The 20,400-nt window shown below is 60.3% G+C and carries 16 protein-coding genes; 13 read left to right on the top strand and 3 right to left on the bottom strand.

Features of this window, described 5'->3' with window-relative positions; translation table 11 throughout:
* The first annotated feature begins 147 nt into the window (after positions 1-147).
* A complete protein-coding gene (gene pgm, locus JFT58_RS29225) occupies positions 148-1,791 on the top strand; it encodes a phosphoglucomutase (alpha-D-glucose-1,6-bisphosphate-dependent) (protein WP_034135596.1) in 1,644 nt (547 codons plus the stop codon).
* 114 nt (positions 1,792-1,905) lie between these two features.
* Here pgm and JFT58_RS29220 read toward each other — a convergent pair whose 3' ends face one another.
* Positions 1,906-2,601 carry a pirin family protein gene (locus JFT58_RS29220; protein WP_054898100.1) on the bottom strand — a complete coding sequence of 232 codons (696 nt, stop codon included), beginning with the start codon at positions 2,599-2,601 and terminating at the stop codon, positions 1,906-1,908.
* A 217-nt stretch (positions 2,602-2,818) separates the two neighbouring features.
* On the opposite strand from JFT58_RS29220, the gene JFT58_RS29215 reads away from it, so the two are divergent.
* Positions 2,819-5,281 (top strand): UvrD-helicase domain-containing protein, encoded by a 2,463-nt coding sequence (locus JFT58_RS29215; RefSeq protein WP_198834842.1) that lies wholly within the window; start codon positions 2,819-2,821, stop codon positions 5,279-5,281.
* Between the two features lie 469 nt (positions 5,282-5,750).
* On the opposite strand, the gene JFT58_RS29210 is transcribed toward JFT58_RS29215, so the two are convergent.
* On the bottom strand, positions 5,751-6,023 hold the full coding sequence (locus JFT58_RS29210) for a DUF1652 domain-containing protein (protein ID WP_014718395.1): 273 nt from the start codon (positions 6,021-6,023) through the stop codon (positions 5,751-5,753).
* 257 nt (positions 6,024-6,280) lie between these two features.
* Between JFT58_RS29210 and JFT58_RS29205 the strand changes: the two genes are divergently transcribed.
* From JFT58_RS29205 to JFT58_RS29190, 4 genes are read left to right on the top strand one after another with little or no spacing between them, the layout of a single operon-like run.
* Entirely contained in the window at positions 6,281-7,090 is an 810-nt protein-coding gene (locus tag JFT58_RS29205) for a helix-turn-helix transcriptional regulator (RefSeq protein ID WP_034127703.1), read from the top strand.
* Between the two features lie 49 nt (positions 7,091-7,139).
* Positions 7,140-8,546: an NAD(P)/FAD-dependent oxidoreductase gene (locus JFT58_RS29200; protein ID WP_054898102.1), complete on the top strand. Its 1,407-nt coding sequence runs from the start codon at positions 7,140-7,142 to the stop codon at positions 8,544-8,546.
* Positions 8,547-8,572: 26 nt separating this feature from the next.
* The gene (locus JFT58_RS29195) at positions 8,573-8,914 is read left to right on the top strand and encodes a cupin domain-containing protein (protein WP_034127701.1); all 342 of its coding nucleotides are present in this window, start codon (positions 8,573-8,575) and stop codon (positions 8,912-8,914) included.
* 60 nt (positions 8,915-8,974) lie between these two features.
* The gene (locus tag JFT58_RS29190) at positions 8,975-10,054 is read left to right on the top strand and encodes a polyamine ABC transporter substrate-binding protein (protein ID WP_054898103.1); all 1,080 of its coding nucleotides are present in this window, start codon (positions 8,975-8,977) and stop codon (positions 10,052-10,054) included.
* 34 nt (positions 10,055-10,088) lie between these two features.
* Here JFT58_RS29190 and JFT58_RS29185 read toward each other — a convergent pair whose 3' ends face one another.
* On the bottom strand, positions 10,089-10,874 hold the full coding sequence (locus JFT58_RS29185; protein WP_054898104.1) for a helix-turn-helix transcriptional regulator: 786 nt from the start codon (positions 10,872-10,874) through the stop codon (positions 10,089-10,091).
* Positions 10,875-11,073: 199 nt separating this feature from the next.
* Here JFT58_RS29185 and JFT58_RS29180 point away from each other — a divergent pair, with 199 nt between their 5' ends.
* The 7 genes from JFT58_RS29180 to JFT58_RS29150 all read left to right on the top strand — a co-directional run bounded on the left by JFT58_RS29180 (position 11,074) and on the right by JFT58_RS29150 (position 20,276).
* Positions 11,074-12,438 carry an APC family permease gene (locus JFT58_RS29180; RefSeq protein WP_034127698.1) on the top strand — a complete coding sequence of 455 codons (1,365 nt, stop codon included), beginning with the start codon at positions 11,074-11,076 and terminating at the stop codon, positions 12,436-12,438.
* A 9-nt stretch (positions 12,439-12,447) separates the two neighbouring features.
* On the top strand, positions 12,448-13,551 hold the full coding sequence (locus JFT58_RS29175) for a DmpA family aminopeptidase (RefSeq protein WP_054898105.1): 1,104 nt from the start codon (positions 12,448-12,450) through the stop codon (positions 13,549-13,551).
* A 369-nt stretch (positions 13,552-13,920) separates the two neighbouring features.
* Complete coding sequence (locus tag JFT58_RS29170; protein WP_054898106.1) at positions 13,921-15,354, top strand: serralysin family metalloprotease; 1,434 nt, start codon at positions 13,921-13,923, stop codon at positions 15,352-15,354.
* 48 nt (positions 15,355-15,402) lie between these two features.
* Positions 15,403-15,771: an AprI/Inh family metalloprotease inhibitor gene (locus JFT58_RS29165; protein WP_054898107.1), complete on the top strand. Its 369-nt coding sequence runs from the start codon at positions 15,403-15,405 to the stop codon at positions 15,769-15,771.
* Positions 15,772-15,871: 100 nt separating this feature from the next.
* Positions 15,872-17,623, top strand: a complete 1,752-nt coding sequence (locus JFT58_RS29160; RefSeq protein ID WP_054898108.1) for a type I secretion system permease/ATPase — start codon at positions 15,872-15,874, stop codon at positions 17,621-17,623.
* The gene (locus tag JFT58_RS29155; protein ID WP_054898109.1) at positions 17,620-18,933 is read left to right on the top strand and encodes an HlyD family type I secretion periplasmic adaptor subunit; all 1,314 of its coding nucleotides are present in this window, start codon (positions 17,620-17,622) and stop codon (positions 18,931-18,933) included. The genes JFT58_RS29160 and JFT58_RS29155 overlap by 4 nt, the downstream gene beginning before the upstream one ends.
* A 2-nt stretch (positions 18,934-18,935) precedes the next feature.
* Positions 18,936-20,276, top strand: a complete 1,341-nt coding sequence (locus tag JFT58_RS29150; protein ID WP_003191155.1) for a TolC family outer membrane protein — start codon at positions 18,936-18,938, stop codon at positions 20,274-20,276.
* The last annotated feature ends 124 nt before the right edge of the window (positions 20,277-20,400 follow it).

Here is a 20,400-nt window from a genome sequence, read left to right as displayed (position 1 = left end):
CGGCTTGCCTGCGATAGCGGCCTGACAGCCGATCAGGATGTAGCGTATGAAATTTCTCTTCAGACCGTCGGATCGATACCGTCGCGCAGTAGTCCAAGTCCCAGTAAACTGTCATTTTTTCCGAATCCTTCTTTGCGAGGTTTATGCATGACTATCAGTCCTTTTGCGGGCAAGCCGGCACCAGCCCAGTTGCTGGTGGATATCCCGCGACTGGTCACGGCCTACTACACCGGCCAGCCTGATGCAGCGATCTCCACTCAGCGCGTAGCTTTTGGTACCTCCGGGCACCGTGGCAGTTCGTTCGAACTGAGTTTCAACGAGTGGCATGTGCTGGCTATCAGCCAGGCCATTTGCCTGTACCGCGAAGCTCAGGGCATTACCGGCCCCTTGTTTGTCGGCCTGGATACCCATGCATTGTCGACGCCAGCCGGTGCCAGCGCCTTGGAAGTACTGGCGGCCAACGGCGTGCACGTGATGCTGGCCGAGGGCGACGAGTACACGCCGACGCCGGCGATTTCCCACGCCATCATCTGCTATAACCGTGGCCGTACCAGCGGCCTGGCGGACGGTATTGTGATTACACCGTCCCACAACCCGCCGCAAAGTGGCGGCTACAAGTACAACCCGCCTAACGGTGGCCCAGCCGATACTCACGTCACCAAGTGGATCGAAGCCAAGGCCAACGAACTGCTTGCCAACAAGCTGGCCGGAGTCAAGCGCATCACTCACGCCCAGGCGCTCAAGGCCGACACCACCCATCGCCATGACTACCTCAACAGCTATGTGGCCGACCTGATCAATGTGATCGACATGGACGCGATCCGCAGCGCCGACCTGCGCTTGGGCGTGGATCCGCTGGGCGGAGCAGGGGTGCGCTACTGGTCGGCGATTGCCGAGCACTACCGTTTGAACCTGGAGGTGGTGAATACCGAGGTCGACGCCACCTTTCGCTTCATGAGCGTCGACTGGGACGGCCAGATTCGCATGGACCCGTCCTCCAGCTATGCCATGCAAAGCCTGATCGGTCTCAAGGAGCGTTTCGACGTTGCCTTCGCCTGCGACCCGGACCACGACCGCCACGGCATCGTCACGCCTTCCGGTGGGTTGCTGGCGCCCAACAACTACCTGGCGGTGTCCATCGACTATCTTTTCCAGAACCGCCCGGACTGGCGTGCCGATGCGGCCGTGGGCAAGACCGTGGTCAGCAGCGGCCTGATCGACCGCGTCGCGGCGCGCATCGGCCGTCGCCTGTACGAAGTGCCGGTGGGCTTCAAATGGTTTGCCGATGGCTTGTTTGAAGGTTCGTTGGGGTTTGGCGGCGAAGAAAGCGCCGGTGCCTCGTTCCTGCGCAAGGACGGCAGCGTGTGGAGTACCGACAAGGACGGCCTGATTCCGGCCTTGCTGGCCGCGGAAATGACCTCGCGCAAAGGCCAGGACCCAAGCCAGATCTACCGTGGCTTGACCGATGCCCTGGGTGAGCCGTTCGCCATTCGCGTCGATGCCAAGGCCACTCCCGCGCAAAAAGCCCTGTTGGGCAAACTGTCACCGGAGCAGGTGACGTCCACGCAATTGGCCGGGGAGAGCATTCAACAGATCCTCAGCCATGCGCCGGGCAACAACCAGGCGATTGGCGGTTTGAAAGTCATGACCGAAAACGGCTGGTTTGCCGCACGGCCTTCGGGCACTGAGGACATCTACAAGATCTACGCCGAGAGCTTTATCGGCGAAGAACACCTCAAGCAACTGGTGGAAGAAGCGCAGGTGTTGGTTGACGGCGCGATCAGCCAATAACTGACACTGTATGTAGGAGCGAGCTTGCTCGCGAAAAACGTCAACGATAACGCGTGCTTCCTGAGTGAACGCGGTGCCGGTGAGTTCTTCGCGAGCAAGCTCGCTCCTAAATGATCAGGCCAGGTCCACCAGCACGATTTCGCTGTCCTCAATCGCCGTCACCCGCAGTACCTGTTCATCCTCAACCGCCACGCCGTCCCGCGCCTGTGCCCGCATACCATTGACGTCAATCACGCCAGTGGCGGGCACCAGGTACGCCCGGCGGCCGCTGTCCAGCCGGTACTCCGCGCTTTCTCCAGCTTTCAGGTTCGCGGCCACCAAGCGTGCATCCGCACGAATCCGCAAGCTTTCAGCGTCGCCAGCCTTGCCGCTGGCCAGCGTCACAAAGCCCTCGCGGTTGCCTTGCGGAAACGGTTTGGCGCCCCAGGACGGAGGCAAGCCGGCTTCATTGGGGATGATCCAGATCTGAAAGATCTTGGTTGGCGTGGCTTCCAGGTTGTATTCGCTGTGGGCAATGCCGGTGCCCGCGCTCATTACCTGCACATCTCCGGCTTCGGTGCGGCCTTTGTTGCCCAGGTTGTCGGCATGGCTGATGGCGCCTTCGCGCACGTAGGTGATGATTTCCATGTCGCGGTGTGAGTGCTGGGGAAAGCCGCTGCCGGGGGCGATGATGTCGTCGTTCCACACCCGCAGGTTGCCCCAGTGCATGCGCTGGGGGTCGTGGTATTCGGCAAAGGAAAAGTGGTGATGAGCGTCAAGCCAGCCATGGTGGGCGCCGCCCAGGCTGGTGAAAGGTCGAAGTTCAAGCATGATCGTCTCCTGTTGATGAGCCCATCATCCCGCAGCGCATGATCGATAAAAAGCGTAAAAAATGCTGGTTTATGATCCGTTTTTTCGATGGTTATTCCCGGTGTTCACTTTCACTTCATCGCCTAACTGCATGACAGCAAAGCAATTGGCTGGAACTGAGCGGCGTTTCCGGCGACCATGGCGCCTTGGTCAAAACAAGCTCACCGCAGGAGTCCGCGTGTCGCAACAACAGCCTGATCTGCCCCCCGAACTGCGCCCCTTGGCTGAAATGCCGCTGTTGAAACGGCTGGCCGCACGCCTGTTCGGTCATGGCCTCACCCGTTTGCGCGCGCAGCACAGGTTTTCCTGGTTACATGGCCAGGCCGACGGTTTTCGCAGTGGGCATGAGGCGGGCGTTGAATACGGTTACCGCGAGGGTAAAGCTGATGGCATCGAGGAAGGCCGGCAAGTCCTGCTGATTCGTGACTTTCGCCCTGATGAGCACAGCGCACCAAGCATAGATGACAGCCTGTTCGACGACTGGCGATTGCCGCTCACCGCGGAGGTGAAGAAGCGCATGAAGGCCGATGTCGCGCGCCTGCTGCCAGCCCATGCGCAGCCAAGCGCGGCGCAATGGAAGATGATCTTCAGCGACACCCCCTCGACCTCAGTGATTGCGGGTGCCGGCGCCGGCAAGTCGACGTCCTTGGTGCTGCGCATCCTGCTGCTCAGCCATTACCTGGGCTTTGAACTGAGTTCGATGACGGTGGTGACGTTCACCCGCGAGTCGCGCAAGGACTTCATCAACAAACTCATGGAAATTCTCAGCCTGTGGGGCCAACCCCTTGGCAGCAAGGAAGCCCAGGCGGTGGTGCGCACCTTTCACTCGCGCATCCTGCCCATGGTGCGCAGCCTGCCGGGCTTTGAACGGCTGCAGGCCTTTGAGAACCTCAGCGGTGGTTTTGAAGACACCGACAGCAACGCCTTCGACCTGCGTATCGGTGACGCCCAGCGGCAGCAGATGAACGCTTGTTATCACCGTTTGTATGGTCGCCATCAGCGTTTTCGCGAGTTGATTGCACCCTTGGCCCGTCATGGTCTCCAGCTCAAAGAGCTAGAACGCGATCATCCGGGCGTGCAAAAGCGCATGGCCGTGACTGAATTGGCGGCCAAGCGCGATGAAGAACTCTGTGATGTGATCGAAGACCTGTGGTTTCGCGCCGGTGCCTGGCCGATCAAGGGCATCGAACCCAGCCGCCAGACCTTTGAAATCAACGGCGCGCAATTTCATTGCCACGGCTACATCCGGGAGCTGGATGCCTGGGTGGTGCTCGGGTTCGATGGGTGCGAAAATTCTCAAATCAGTCGGCCGAACTCGAAACTCTCGGTGCGCGCGGAATGGGCGGTAAAGCGCACTTTGTTTCAAGCTTTCTGCAATAAGCCACTGATATGGCTTGATAATTACGAATCTTCAAAGCGCCTTTTGAGCAGCCTGGGCGGCGATGCCACGGCGGGGCCAGGCTTTGATTACAAGGTCAAAGGTGAACTCGCTTCAGCCCCCCTGTTGGACAGTTTTGTCATGGCGGCCGGGTTTATCGAGAACCTCGGCCTGGATGTGCCTACGGCGGTTGGCCAGATGAGCTTCGCCAAGGACGACCCGGACCGGCTGTTCTTCGAGGCCCTGAGCATCTTCTGGAAGGCCCTGGAAGATCACCTGTTGGAGCAGTCGCCGCCGATCATGACCTACAACCGGATGTTTTCCCTGTTTGGTGAAAACACCCCTGAGAACCTCAAGCTGCTGAGTGATCCCTTGCTGCGGCCGATGTCGCACCTGATGATCGATGAATTCCAGGACGTATCGCCGCAGATCGTGTCCTGGATCCGCGCCAGCCTGCGGGAAATCCGCAGCCGCGGGCCAGCCATGCACGTCGGGCGAGGTGCGCAACGCTCATCGTTGCTGTGCGTGGGGGACGATTGGCAATCCATCTACGGCTGGCGTGGCAGTTCGCCCAAGTACTTCATGGAGTTCAACAAGGAGTTCGTTTCGCCCAGCACCACCCGCGTGATGCTGGGGGAGAACTACCGCAGCCACCAGCACATCATCGACGCTGCCGAACATATCGTCCGTAGCGCGCCGGCCATCCCCGGCAAAAAGGCCAGGGCCAGTGGCGAGCCCAAGGCGCTGGTGCCCGTCACGGTGTTGGAACGTGACGACGCGGCACTGGCGCAGCGGTTGCTGGAGCATTATCAGCGGGGCGATTCGATCCTGATGCTTTATCGAAGAAGTAGCGATAAGTTATTGATTGGCGAGCATATTCAGTCTGTAGTTAATGTGGATTCTAGCTTGGTGCCTCAGGCGCGCAGGTTGAAACAGCTGACGTATCACAGTGCCAAGGGGCTGCAGGCGGACGCGGTATTTTTGCTGGGCGATTGTCAGCATGTCACCAGCTCGCCGTACAAGAACCAGGTGTATCGCATGGCGGGCTTGGGTAAGGATGGCGACAGCGAGCCTTATGACAATGCCCAGAGAGACGAAGTGTTGCGACTGGCCTATGTGGGGATTACTCGAGCGGTCAGCCATTGTTATTGGTATGTGGAAAAGCCGGAAGGCCAGGGTGTGAATGTGCCCAGGGCGTCTGAGCGGGTGGATGGCAGGAAGGTGTTTTTTGATGATCAGCGTGCAGTGAAGGGGGCTGGCTGACCTTCGATTAAGGCCCGACGCCGACGCGTCTCTACCTGACAACACGGGGTCGAACATGTGGGAGCTGGCTTGCCTGCGATTGCGGCCTGACAGTCAGCACAATTGGATTGTGTACATATCCATTCCTGCGGTAACGGCCACTTAGGGTTCCGCTCTTACAGCGGGTCACTTTTGGAAAGGCCCAAAAGTAACCAAAAGGCCTTCGCCCCACCACTCGGCACCTCGCCTAGGCTCGGTGTGCCCGAACGCAGGCTTGAATCCGTGGGCCGCCGCCACGCGCCATCCATGGCGCGGGGCGGCTAACCCGGCGTCCTGCCGGGTTACCCACGAATTCAAGCCTGCGTTCGGCCAGCGTGGTTTAACGGGGCGCCTGAGATCAAGATCAAAAGCAGATCAAGATCAAGACCAAGAGCGGCTCGCTTCGCATCGTGGTTACCGTCAAAGTGGGCGTTATTACGCTATTGCCGCCTCACGCCCGCAACGAAACCGGCGGCACGAAACTCTCCAATTCATCCTCCACGGCCTCGATGATGCGCTCCACATCAGCCGCGTTCATCACCGTAGCGCACGGGATCCCCGCGATGGCGATCAATGTCTCGCCGCTGGCCCGGTCGAACAGGCGGGCGATCATGCTGCCGGGGGCGTCCATGCTGCCCTCGAAGCCCATCGGGTGAAAATGCCAGCGCATCAGCTGGCAGGCGTTGGGAAATGTCACTTTGTTCATGTTGCCCACCTTGTTCATTGAGCGCTTCCTTTAGCTCGCGGCAGGGGCCAGGACCTTCACTGGTCATGACAGCTAAGGGCTTAAAAATAGCATTCGTTCGCAACTGCAAGGTGACTTTTTTCGGCCCGTTCGGCGGTTCTTTCGCCTGGTTTTGATATAGATCATGTCCTACAAAGGAATAGGCAAAAGGCCATTAGTCAGACGCTCGATCTGACCATTGAAGGGAAGGGTAAAGTTCGGCATTCTCGAGCATTTTCTCCGCCGTAGAGCCCGATATGTCCGACATCGCTCCAGACGATGAGTGTCACAATTCCCACGCTACCGGCGCGCTGGTGCTGCGCCATCACCTGTGCTGGCGACATCGCGATCTGGACGGGGTGATGGCTTACTACCACCCCGAGATCCAGTACCACGATTTCTTCCAGAACCGTGTGGTGGGCTATGCCGAGTTGCGCGAGTACTTGCAGGCCAGCATGCCCCGTGAGGCAGATGAAGCGATTGAGCACACTGATCGCATCCGAGCCGATGGCGATACCGCGTTTATCCAGTACCGCATTACCTTGCGTGGCGGCCAGGGCCTGGTGTCGTTTCGTACCAGTGAGGCCATTACGGTGCGCGACGGGTTGATCTGGCGGGTGCATGAATATGCGTCCCTGGTGCACGAGCAACCGACCCAGGCGCTGCGTACCACGGTCAGCCGCCTGGGTTTGTCGCCCCAGCAGTTGGGTTATATGGCCAATGACCTGCAACAATATTTCGAGCGTCAGCAGCCGTACCTGGACCCGGACTTGGACCTGCAGCGGGTCGCCAAGGCCTGTGGCTACAGTCGCAACCAGATGTCCTACCTGCTGAACCAGGTGCTGGGGCAGAGCTTCTATCGCTACGTCAACCAGGCGCGACTCCAGCATGTACTGGCCGCGCTGGACCACGCCACCGCGCCGGTCAAAGTCGATGAGTTGGCCTTTGCCGCCGGTTTCAATTCACTCTCGGCGTTCTACAGCGCTTTTCGCCAGCACACCGGGCAATCGCCCAAGGCGTACCTCAAACAAATTTCTGTGCGTGCACGCGCGCAAGACAGCCCCTGACGCTGCACTCTAGGATCGGCCCTATCGAACCGAGGTAGGGGAACCTGGCATGCCGGCATGGCGCAGTATCAGTTTATGGATGGACCAGTTGGACGACCCGCTGGTAGCGCGCCCGTCGCTGGAGCACGACCTGGACGTCAATGTGGCGATTATCGGCGCCGGCTATACCGGCCTGTGGACCGCCTATTACCTGAAGCGCCAGGCCCCTGAGCTGAAAATTGCAATCATCGAGGCGCAAACGGCCGGTTTCGGCGCATCCGGGCGCAATGGTGGCTGGTTGATGGGCAACCTCTTGGGAGAAGACCGTCTGCTGGCTGAGCTTGCCCCCCAGCAGCGTCGCGCTTCGTTTGACCTCTTGCATGGCATTCCTGATGAAGTGGCACAGGTGCTGGTCCGCGAAGGCATTGACTGCGACTACCGCAAAGGCGGCGCCTTGTATTGCGCCGCACGCTACCCCGAGCAGGAAGGCAGCCTGCGCCGCTATCTGGACAAGCTGTACGCCCAGGGCCTCACCGAAGACGACTACCGCTGGCTCAGCCCGCAGCAATTGGCCGAGCAGGTCCGCATTGCCAAGCCTTATGGCGGCATCTATGCCCCCCACGTCGCGACGATCAACCCAGCGAAGCTGGTGCGTGGCCTGGCGCGGGCGGTTGAGAACCTGGGCGTGACCATTTACGAAAACAGCCCCGTGACCCATTGGCAGTCCGGCGGCCTGCGCACCGCCAGGGCCAGCGTGCGCTCCGCCTGGGTGGTGCCTGCTGTCGAGGGTTACGCCAATACCTTGCCCCCATTGGGTCGCTACCAGTTACCGGTGCAGAGTTTGATCGTCGCCACCGAACCGCTGCCGGCCAGCACCTGGGAGGGCATCGGGCTCAGCCAGGGCCAGGCTTTTGGCGAGAGCAGCCGACAAGTCACCTACGGCCAGCGCACGGCCGACAATCGCCTGGTGTTCGGCGCCCGTGGTGGCTATCAATTTGCCGGCAAGTTACGGCACAACTTCGACCTGACGGACAGCGAAGTAGAGTTGCGTCGCTACCTGTTTGGAGAACTCTTCCCACAGCTGAAAAAGGCCAGGATTACCCACTCCTGGGGCGGCAATCTGGGCATGTCGCGCCGTTTTCGTCCGCACATGCTCTGTGACCACGCCACTGGCATCGCACTGTCCGGCGGTTATGGCGGGGAGGGCGTGGGCGCCACCAACCTCGGCGGCCGTACCCTGGCCGACTTGATCCTGGGCCGCGACACCCCGTTGACCCGACAACCCTGGGTGATTCGCGAAGGCGGACTCCAGGCGCTCAAGGCCTGGGAGCCGGAGCCGTGCCGCTGGCTGGGTTACAACGCGATCATTCGCAGTTTTGTCCATGAAGACCAGGTGTTGGCCAACCCCAACACCCCGCCCTGGCGCCGCAAGCTGGCAACCGGCGTTGCCGGTTTCATGGAAGGCTTCATGCACTGACTCGTTCCACCCACAGGGGAAAACCCATGAGCATTACGCAATTCAAAGACACGCTGAACACCGCTCTGCCAGATTCATCACCGGTGGCGGTGCCCCTGGGCGCGCCCATCGCCGTGGCCTCGACCCTGAGCGTGGAGCGCAACGACGGGGTCGAGACCGGCATCTGGGCCTGCACCCCGGGGCGCTGGCGTCGGCAGATCAAGTCCCAGGAGTTTTGCCATTTCATCCAAGGGCGCTGCACCTTCACGCCCGACAACGGGGAAACCCTGCATATACAAGCCGGTGACGCACTGATGTTGCCAGCCAATAGCACCGGTATCTGGGATATCCAGGAAACCGTGCGCAAGACCTACGTCCTGATTCTGTAACGCTTTGATCCTTGATCGCCTGCCATAAAAACAGCCCTAAAACCGCCAGGAAATCGAACCATGAAAGCCATTGCCCTGTTGCCCTTGATGTTGCTGGCTACTATCAGCCAGGCTGCCGAGACCGTGAAGATCTATAACTGGTCGGACTACATCGCACCGGACACCACCAGGAATTTCCAGAAAGACACCGGCATCGGTTTCACCTATGACCTGTACGACAGCAACGAAACCCTCGACGGCAAGCTGATGACCGGTAAGTCGGGCTACGACGTGGTGTTTCCCTCCAACCATTTCATGGCGCGGCAGATCCAGGGCGGCGCCCTTAAAAAGCTCGACAAGAGCCAGCTGCCCAACTGGAAAAATCTCAACCCCGTGCTACTCAAAGCCGTGGAAAACAATGACCCTGGCAATGCTCACGGCTTTCCGTACCTGTGGGGCAGCACCGGCATTGGCTATAACATCGACAAGGTCAAGGCGGTACTCGGCGACAACGCCCCGGTGGACTCCTGGGACCTGATTTTCAAGCCGGAAAACATGGCCCAGCTGCAAAAATGCGGGGTCGCCATCCTCGACAACGGCCCCGAACTGCTGCCAGCCGCGCTCAATTACCTGGGCTTGCCGCACCACAGCAAAAAAGCCGAGGACTACAAGAAGGCCGAAGCCCTGCTGATGCAAGTGCGGCCTTACGTGGCGTATTTTCATTCCTCGAAATACACCGCCGACCTGGCCAATGGCGATATCTGTGTAGCCGTCGGTTTCTCCGGCGACATCCTGCAGGCCGAAAGCCGCGCCAAGGAAGCCAGGAACGGCGTGAATATCGGCTACAACATTCCCAAGGAAGGCGCGGCGATCTGGTTTGACATGGTCGCCATGCCCGCCGACGCGCCGGATGAGAAAGCCGGCTATGCCTTCATGAACTATCTGCTGCGCCCCGACGTGATGGCGAGTGTCACCAACTACGTGCACTACGCTAACGGCAACGCGGCGGCCGACAGCCTGGTAGACCCGGCGATCAAGGCCGACACCAAGGTGTATCCGAGCCCGGAGATGATGGGCAAGCTGTTTGCACTGCAAGCCATGCCGTTGAATATCGACCGGGTGCGTACTCGGGTATGGAATACCATACGGACGGGGCGTTGACAGGCGCCAAACACGCTTTCAGCTCGAATGAGGTTTATGGGTTCTCCAGGTCATGCCCCAATGACTGGATGAATAGTGAAAACAACTCGGGCTGCGACGAAATGTCCAGCTTGGCGTACAGATGCCTGCGGTGCACTTTTACGGTGTCCGGCGAGATCTTCAAGCGTTCGGCCATGGCCTTGGAGGAGAACCCACGCAACACCAGCCGGGCGATTTCCAGCTCGCGGTCCGACAGCACACCGCTGCCGAAATGACTCAGGGCATCGCGAATCTGGCTGTCCATGGCCGGTGCCCGCTGGGTGCTTTGCTGCCAATGCTGGTGCATGAGCGGCAACACCCACGCCGACAGCGTGGTCAACAGCCCGGTTTCTTCGAAGCTGAAGCGCCGCTGCATGCCCAGCGACAGCGACAGCGTGCCCACGCCGGGCAGTTGCAGGATCACTTGCACTTCGTCTTCCAGCACATTGTCGTGGAAGTAATTGAGGAAGTACTCACTCTGGCGAAAATGGTCCGGCGCCACTTCCTCCAGGCGGTATACGCCGCTGGCATAGTTTTCGCGGCAAGCCTGGTAAAACGGGTCGAGCAGGTACAGGCCATTGAGGTACACCAGCATCGACGCCGGCTTGCTGCTGGGTTGGGCGTCGTACTCCTCCAGGGCCTGGGGCGGGCCATCCAGCGGGTAGAAAATCGCCAGGGCATTATCGAAGGGCAGGCACTGATGCAATAACAGCACCAGTTGCTTCCAGAACCGCTCGGTGCCGATCTGTGACAGGGTGCGGCCCAACCCCGCGTGCATACCGATTTCCCGGAACAGGCTCATCTCAACATCCCCACCCTCAAATGATCGGCCAAGGGTTAGGCTTCTGCTGGGCACCGTCAAGGGGAGTACGCCAATAGGGGAATTGGCCGGCAGCCCCACCAGCCGATAACGTCGACACTGTCCAACGGGAAGCATATCCCGAGGAACAATCATTTTTCGTTTCTGCCTCACACCAAAAACAACGACAGAGGATAACGATATGAGTGCCACCCCCGCGCCCGATGGCGTGCTCAAGCCCACCCTGAGCGTCTTTGATGTCGTGGCGATTACCGTTTCAGCGGTAACGCCGGCCAGTTCCGTCTTCGTGATCGCCCCGTTTGCCATCCAGCAGGCGGGCAGTGGCGTGTTCCTGGCGTTTGTGATGGCGGCGTTGCTCGCGTTGATGTTCGCCTTCTGTTACGCCGAACTCGGCCGCGCCCATAACAGTGCCGGCGGCGAGTATGTGTATGCCAAGCGCGTGTTTGGTGGCATGGCCGGTTACGCCACCTTCCTGACGGTGCTGGTGATGTTGCTGTTTATCCCGCCGGTATTGGCGACCGGTGCGGCGACTTACCTGAATAACGCCCTGGGCACGACATTCGATTCGCAAACCGTCGCCCTGGTGATCGTGGTGTGCAGCTACGCGCTGGGCATCCTCAACATCAAGCTCAACGCCTGGATCACCGGCACCTGCCTGCTATTGGAAGTAGCGGCGTTGCTGGTGATTGTGGTGATCGGCTTCGGTAACCCGGTGCAACCGGCCAGTGTGTTGTTGCAGCCGCAGATCGTCGAAAACGGCGTGTTGCACCTGGCGCCCTGGGCCTTGGTGATCGGCGCCGTCGGCATCGGCCTGTTCTCGTTCAACGGCTACGGCCCGGCGGTGTTGCTGGCCGAAGACATGAAGTGCGGCGGCAAGGGCGTGCACAAGGCGGTGCTATGGTCGTTGGGGTTGGTGGTAGTCATCGAGTTGGTGCCGATCACTGCGCTGTTGATCGGCGCGCCGTCCCTGAGCGCAATGATCAGCAGCCCCGACCCGATCGGCTATCTGTTGACCAGTCATGGCAATGAAACCTTGTCGCGGCTGGTGAGTGCCGGGATTTTCCTGTCAGTGTTCAACGCCATCGTTGCCATCGTGATCCAGATTGGCCGGGTGGTGTTCAGCAGCGGTCGCGATGCGCTGTGGACGCCGAGCATCAACAAGCTGTTCACACGTATCCACCCGCGCTGGGACTCGCCGTGGCTGGCAACACTGTTCCTGGCGATACCCTCGGCGCTGTTGAGTTTCAGCTCGAACCTGGCCGATCTGACCTCGTTCAGCGTGTTGCTGATCATGCTGGTTTACCTGGTAGTGGCGCTGAGCGCGCTGATGAGCCGGGTGCTGCTGCGTGATCGCGAACATCCCTATCGCATGCCCTTATGGCCGCTGCCGGCATTGCTGGCGGTACTGGGTGCCGGTTACCTGCTAGTGACCTTGATCCTGGAGGCCTCGGTACGCGACATCATGATCATCATCGGCTTGTTGGCCCTGTCGGTGATTTTGTATTGCATCAGTGGCCGGTTGAGTCCGGCGTTTCAGAAACTGTAAGGAGTGGGTATGCGTGCACGTCAATTGGGCATTACGTTGGGGTTGGGCATGCCCGGCGAATTGAATGCCATCACCGATGTTCCCGGGGTTCGCGTCGGTCACTCGACGATCAAGGCCTGTGCCGACGGTAAGCAGGTACGCACTGGCGTCACGCTGATCCAGCCGCGGGCCGGGGAGGCCCGGCATCAACCGTGTTTTGCCGGCTATCACGTGCTCAACGGCAATGGCGACGCCACGGGCCTTGAGTGGATCAGCGAGGCGGGGCTGTTGACCACGCCGATGGCCATCACCAACACCCACAGTATCGGGGTGGTGCGCGACAGCCTGATCGCCCTGGAGCGCGAGCGCCTGGCGGACCCTGCGGTGTACTGGTGCATGCCGGTGGTCATGGAAACCTACGATGGCCTGCTCAACGATATCTGGGGCCAGCACGTGCGCCCAGAGCATGTGCGCCAGGCTTTGGACCAGGCTGAAAGCGGCCCGGTGCAGGAAGGTGCGGTGGGCGGTGGTACTGGCATGATTTGCCACGAGTTCAAGGGCGGCATCGGCACGGCGTCACGGCGGTTGCCAGCAGAGCAGGGCGGCTGGACCGTCGGCGTACTGGTGCAGGCCAACCATGGCAAGCGCCAGGAGCTGCGGGTCGATGGCTACCCGGTGGGCCGTCACTTGATGGATATTGCTTCGCCCTTTGCCGAGCGAGGCACCCCTGGCATGGGCTCCATCGTGGTGATCATCGCCACGGACGCCCCCTTGCTGCCCCACCAATGCCAGCGCCTGGCACAGCGCGCGTCCATCGGCATTGCGCGCACCGGTGGCGGCACCGAGGATTCCAGCGGCGACCTGTTCCTGGCGTTTGCCACCGGCAACCGTGATTTGCCGCCAGCCGACTATGGGCGCAAGGACCTGCCCCTCAGCACCGGGTTGCAGATGGTCAACAACGACCATATTTCGCCGCTGTTCAGCGCGGCGGCAGAGGCGGTGGAGGAGGCGATCATCAACGCCATTCTGGCAGGTGAAGACATGACCACCCAAGACGGCGCCGAGGTGCCGGGCCTGGCTGGCGAAACCCTCTTGGCAGCCCTGCAACAGTGTGGCTGGAGTATGTCCCGGTAATGGGGGACAGCGCACTTTAATAGTGCGAATAGTGGCTCTTTAATGTTGCTAATGACACCGTGACAATATATTGGATCCATTAATCAAGTGAGCCGTTCGCTTAGAGCGGCTTTACTTGTATTTAATATTTAAATAGTGGTGTGCGCCGATTCGGCCACATAAACGCAACGGCCCCCAATAAACACTGCGTGGGACTTCTGCAACTTGAACCTGCGTCACAATTGTGCGATGGAAATAGATGTAGACGAAAGATTTCAAGTTGTGTCAGTTTTCTTACGCCTTCAAAAGAGGTGAGTGATAGGACTATCCTCGCCCGCGAGGTTCCTATCGAACAAAGACTGATGCACTTGCAAACAAGGAAGTACGTTTATGTCAAAAGTAAAAGACAAGGCTATTGTATCTGCCGCGCAAGCCAGCACTGCTTACTCGCAAATCGATAGCTTCAGCCATTTGTATGACCGTGGCGGTAATCTCACGGTCAATGGCAAACCGTCCTACACCGTGGACCAGGCAGCGACCCAGTTGCTGCGGGATGGTGCTGCGTACCGGGACTTTGATGGCAACGGCAAGATCGATCTGACCTACACCTTCCTCACCTCGGCTACCCAGAGCACCATGAACAAACATGGCATCTCCGGGTTCAGCCAATTCAACACCCAGCAGAAAGCACAGGCCGCACTGGCCATGCAATCCTGGGCGGATGTTGCCAACGTGACCTTTACCGAAAAGGCTTCCGGCGGTGACGGCCACATGACCTTCGGCAACTACAGCAGCGGCCAGGACGGCGCCGCGGCCTTCGCTTACCTGCCCGGTACCGGTGCAGGCTACGACGGCACTTCGTGGTACCTGACCAACAATAGCTACACGCCGAACAAGACCCCGGACCTGAACAACTATGGCCGGCAGACCCTGACCCACGAAATCGGCCACACCCTGGGCCTGGCTCACCCTGGCGACTACAACGCCGGGAACGGCAACCCGACCTATAACGACGCAACCTATGGACAGGACACGCGTGGCTATAGCCTCATGAGTTACTGGAGCGAGAGCAACACCAACCAGAACTTCAGCAAGGGCGGCGTCGAGGCTTACGCTTCCGGCCCGCTGATCGACGATATCGCCGCGATCCAGAAGCTCTACGGTGCCAACTTCAACACCCGCGCCACGGACACCACTTACGGGTTCAACTCCAACACCGGGCGTGATTTCCTCAGCGCCACGTCCAATGCCGACAAGCTGGTGTTTTCGGTATGGGACGGTGGCGGCAACGACACCCTGGACTTCTCCGGTTTTACCCAGAACCAGAAGATCAACCTCACTGCCACCTCGTTCTCTGATGTGGGCGGCCTGGTGGGCAACGTGTCCATCGCCAAGGGCGTCACCATCGAGAACGCGTTCGGCGGTTCGGGTAACGACCTGATCATTGGTAACCAGGTTGCCAACACCATCAAGGGCGGGGCCGGCAACGACCTCATCTACGGCGGCGGCGGTGCGGACCAACTGTGGGGCGGCGCTGGCAGCGACACTTTCGTGTACGGTGCCAGTTCCGACTCCAAGCCAGGGGCTGCGGACAAGATCTTCGACTTCACCTCCGGTTCGGACAAGATCGACCTGTCCGGTATCACCAAGGGTGCGGGCGTGACCTTCGTCAACGCATTTACCGGGCATGCCGGCGATGCTGTACTGACCTATGCCTCAGGTACCAACCTGGGCACCTTGGCGGTGGACTTCTCCGGGCACGGCGTGGCGGATTTCCTCGTCACCACCGTTGGCCAGGCGGCTGCCAGTGACATCGTAGCCTGATGTAAAGCGCGCGGCGCTTCGGCGCCGCGCTCCAGGCTGGAGTTGGATATGCCACGTTTTTCCCATTTGATCGCCTGTGTTGTGCAGGTGTTGTTCGTGTCGGCAGGAGCCCACGCAATGGCTAGCAGTCTTGTATTACCCACTTCCGCGCAGCTTGCCGGGCAGTGGGAACTGAAGCAGCAGGATCAGGTGTGCGCGCTCAAGTTAGTGGAGCAAGCCAACGTCTTGGAAGGCGATATCGCCTGTGCCGAGCAATGGCTGGGCGACAAGCCGCTGACGTGGTCGCCCACGCCGGATGGTATTTGGCTGTTTAACGCTGAAGGCTCGGGGATCACCCATTTGAATCGCCAGAAAGAGGGCGACTATCAAGCCCGCACTAAAGCTGGCGAAGTTGTAACGCTGCAACGTAAACCTTAATTAAAAGTTATAAGCATATAACTCGATTTGTTAGGCGGCCGTACCCTACTTGGTAGGGGAGACCCTTTTGCGTAATTCGCTGCAAGGAAAAACAATTAATATGGCGAAGTCCCATGGGGTGGCGCCCTTATTCAGGGCGCTGGGTGAATACAAGAGTATTTTGATCAGCGTTGGCTGTTTCACGGCATTGATTAACCTGTTAATGCTGGTGCCCTCGATTTACATGCTGCAAGTGTATGACCGTGTGCTGTCCTCCCAGAATGAAACCACGCTGGTGATGTTGACGCTGATGGTCGTGGGCTTCTTTGCGTTTATCGGCCTGCTGGAAGTGGTGCGCAGCTTCATCGTGATCCGCATTGGCAGCCAGTTGGAGCGACGTTTCAACTTGCGCGTGTACAAGGCCGCCTTCGAGCGCAACTTGCAGCGTGGCCAGGGGCATGCCGGGCAATCCTTGGGCGACCTGACCGCTTTGCGCCAATTCATCACGGGGCCTGCGCTGTTCGCATTCTTTGATGCGCCATGGTTCCCGATCTACCTGTTCGTGATTTTCCTGTTCAACGTGTGGCTCGGCGTGCTGGCCACGGCCGGCGCGGTACTGTTGATTGGCCTGGCGTGCCTTAACGAATACCTGACCAAAAAGCCATTGGGCGAGGCCAGCGGTTTTTCGCAGCAGTCGACCCAACTGGCCACCAGCCATTTGCACAACGCCGAAACCATCCAGGCCATGGGCATGCTAGGCGCACTGCGCCAACGCTGGTTTGGCGTGCATTCTCAGTTCCTGGGTTTGCAGAACAAGGCTAGCGACACCGGTTCGATCATCACCTCGTTGAGCAAATCCCTGCGCCTGTGCCTGCAATCCTTGGTGCTGGGCCTGGGCGCCTACCTGGTGATCAAGGGCGACATGACCGCCGGGATGATGATCGCAGGCTCCATCTTGATGGGCCGCGTACTCAGCCCCATCGACCAATTGATTGCAGTGTGGAAGCAATGGAGCTCGGCCAAGCTGGCCTACCAGCGCCTCGACGAACTGCTGCGCGAATTCCCGCCAGAGGTCGAGCACATGGCTTTGCCTGCGCCCCACGGCCAGGTCAGTTTCGAGCAGGTCAGCGCCGGCCCGCCGGGGCGACGCATGGCGACCCTGCATCAGGTCAGCTTCAACCTGGCTGCCGGTGAAGTGCTGGGCGTGCTGGGCGCGTCGGGCTCCGGCAAGTCCACCCTGGCTCGCGTGCTGGTGGGCGTATGGCCGACCCTGGCCGGCACCGTGCGCTTGGACGGCGCGGATATTCACCGCTGGAACCGCGACGACCTCGGCCCGCATATCGGCTATTTGCCCCAGGACATCGAGCTGTTCAGCGGCAGCATCGCCGACAACATCGCGCGCTTTCGCGAGGCCGACCCGGAGCTGGTGGTCAAGGCCGCGCAACAGGCCGGTGTGCATGAGCTGATCCTGCGCCTGTCCCAGGGCTACGACACCGTGCTGGGCGACAACGGCGGTGGCTTGTCCGGCGGCCAGAAACAGCGGGTCGCCCTGGCTCGCGCCCTGTACGGCGGGCCGCGGCTAATCGTGCTGGACGAACCCAACTCCAACCTCGACACCGTCGGCGAAGCCGCATTGGCCAGCGCCATCATGCAGATGAAAGCCCAGGGCAGCAGCGTGGTGCTGGTCACCCATCGTTCCTCGGCATTGGCCCAGGCCGATAAGTTGCTAGTGCTCGGCGAAGGCCAACTGCAAGCGTTCGGGCCCAGCCAAGAGGTGCTGCGGGCGTTGTCCGGGCAGCAGGAAGCGCCGAAAGAAAAAACCGGTGTCAGTTTCAGTCGTCAGTACCAGGCCGGAAGGAATCCAGGCGCATGAGCAGCCTTACCGTTGAACCTCAAATCAAAGAACGCGATGCCGGCTTTTTCGTAAAAATGGGCTGGGTGATGACCATTGTCGGTGCCGGTGGGTTTTTCCTCTGGGCCAGCCTTGCACCGTTGGACCAGGGCATCCCGGTACAAGGCACCGTGGTGGTGTCGGGCAAGCGCAAGGCGGTACAAACCTTCAGCCCCGGTGTGGTCAGCCGCATCCTGGTAAAAGAGGGCGAACTGGTCAAGCAAGGCCAGCCGCTGTTCCGTCTTGACCAGACCCAGAACCAGGCCGATGTGCAATCGCTGCAAGCCCAGTACCGCATGGCCTGGGCCAGCGTGGCGCGCTGGCAGAGCGAGCGTGACAACCTGCCCGGTATTACCTTTCCTGCTGAGCTGAGCGCCAATCCCGATTCGGCCCTGATGCTGGTTCTGGACGGTCAGCGCCAGTTGTTCAGCAGCCGTCGCGACGCGTTTGCCCGTGAACAAGCCGGGATCCGCGCCAGCATCGAGGGGGCTACCTCGCAGTTGAGCGGTATGCGCCGTGCCCGCAGTGACTTGACCGCCCAGGCCCAATCCCTGCGCGCGCAACTGAGCAATCTGCAACCTTTGGCCGACAACGGCTATATCCCGCGCAACCGGCTGATGGACTATCAGCGCCAGTTGTCCCAGGTGCAGCAGGACCTGGCGCAAAACGCCGGGGAAAGCGGGCGGATAGAGCAGGGCATTGTCGAGTCGCGGCTCAAATTGCAGCAGCACGGCGAGGAGTATCAGAAGGAAGTGCGCAGCCAACTGGCCGACGCGCAACTGCGCGCCCTGACCCTTGAGCAACAACTGACCTCCGCCGGCTTCAATCTGCAACACAGCGAAATCAACGCGCCGGCCGATGGCATTGCGGTCAACCTCAGCGTGCATACCGAAGGCGCCGTGGTGCGCGCCGGTGAAACCCTGTTGGAGATTGTGCCCCAGGGTACACGCCTGGAAGTGGAAGGGCATTTGCCTGTACATCTGGTAGACAAGGTCGGCACACACTTGCCGGTCGACATCCTCTTCACCGCCTTCAACCAAAGCCGCACGCCACGGGTGCCGGGTGAAGTCAGCCTGATCTCCGCCGACCAGATGCTCGACGAAAAAACCGGTGCGCCGTATTACGTGCTGCGCACCAGCGTCAGCGAAGCGGCGATGGAAAAACTCAACGGCCTGGTGATCAAGCCCGGCATGCCCGCCGAGATGTTCGTGCGCACTGGCGAGCGTTCGCTGCTCAACTATCTGTTCAAGCCGCTGCTGGATCGCGCCGGCTCCGCGTTGACCGAGGAATGAGCATGAAGCCAGTGTTCATTTCGCTGTTGCTGGTGTGTGGCAGTGCCCAGGCCGCTATGGGGCCCTTCGATGTGTACGAGCAGGCGCTGCGCAACGACCCGGTGTTCCTCGGCGCCATCAAGGAGCGCGACGCCGGCCTGGAAAACCGCACCATTGGCCGCGCCGGCTTGCTCCCGCGGCTGTCCTACAACTACAACAAAGGCCGCAACAACTCCGAAGCGCACCTGCCTGACGGGCGCGGCGGCAGTTACCGCGACGACCGCAACTACAACAGCTATGGCTCCACCTTCAGCCTGCAACAGCCGCTGTTCGACTACGAAGCCTATGCCAACTACCGCAAGGGCGTAGCCCAGGCGCTGTTTGCCGATGAAAGCTTTCGCGACAAGAGCCAGGCGTTGCTGGTGCGGGTGTTGAGCTATTACACCCAGGCGCTCTTTGCCCAGGACCAGATCGACATCGCCAGGGCCAAGAAGAAGGCGTTCGAACAACAGTTCCAGCAGAACCGGCATCTGTTCCAGCAAGGCGAGGGCACTCGCACCGATATCCTTGAAGCCGAGTCCCGCTATGAGCTGGCCACCGCCGAAGAGATCCAGGCCCTGGATGAGCAGGACGCCTCGCTCCGGGAGCTGGGCGCGTTGATCGGCGTGCAAAGCGTCAACATCAACGACCTGGCACCGCTGAACCAGAGCTTTGCCGCGTTCACCCTGACCCCGGCCAACTACGACACCTGGCATGAGTTGGCGCTGACCAACAACCCTGTGCTGGCGTCGCAGCGCCAGTCCCTGGAAGTGGCGCGCTATGAAGTGGAACGCAACCGCGCCGGGCATTTGCCGCGAATCACCGCGTATGCCACCTCGCGCAAACAGGAGTCCGACAGCGGCAACACCTATAACCAGCGCTACGACACCAACACCATCGGCGTCGAAGTAAGCATGCCGCTGTATGCCGGTGGCGGTATCTCGGCTTCCACCCGCCAGGCCAGCCGTGCGATGGAGCAGGCCGAGTACGAGCTGGAGGGCAAGACCCGCGAAACCCTGATCGAACTGCGTCGCCAGTTCAGCGCGTGCTTGTCAGGCGTGAGCAAGTTGCGCGCCTATCAGAAAGCGCTGGCATCCGCGGAGGCGCTGGTGGTGTCGACCAAGCAAAGCATTCTCGGCGGCGAGCGCGTCAACCTCGACGCACTGAACGCCGAACAGCAGTTGTACAGCACCCGCCGCGACCTGGCCCAGGCACGTTATGACTACTTGATGGCCTGGACCAAATTGCACTACTACGCGGGCAACTTGCGCGATACCGACTTGGCCAAAGTGGACGAAGCCTTCGGCCCGGATGGAAAACTGTAGGAGCGCGTGTTTTGTGGCGAGGGCGCTTGCTCCCGCTCGACAGCGAAGCTGGAGCCGGCTTTTTTAGGGAGCGCTTCGCACTCCAGCGGGAGCAAGCTCCCTCGCCACAGGGCAGGGAATAACA

Origin of the sequence: Pseudomonas sp. MF6767 (assembly GCF_016405475.1) — a bacterium.
Lineage (GTDB): Bacteria > Pseudomonadota > Gammaproteobacteria > Pseudomonadales > Pseudomonadaceae > Aquipseudomonas > Aquipseudomonas paracarnis.
This window is presented reverse-complemented; position numbering and strand designations above follow the sequence as displayed.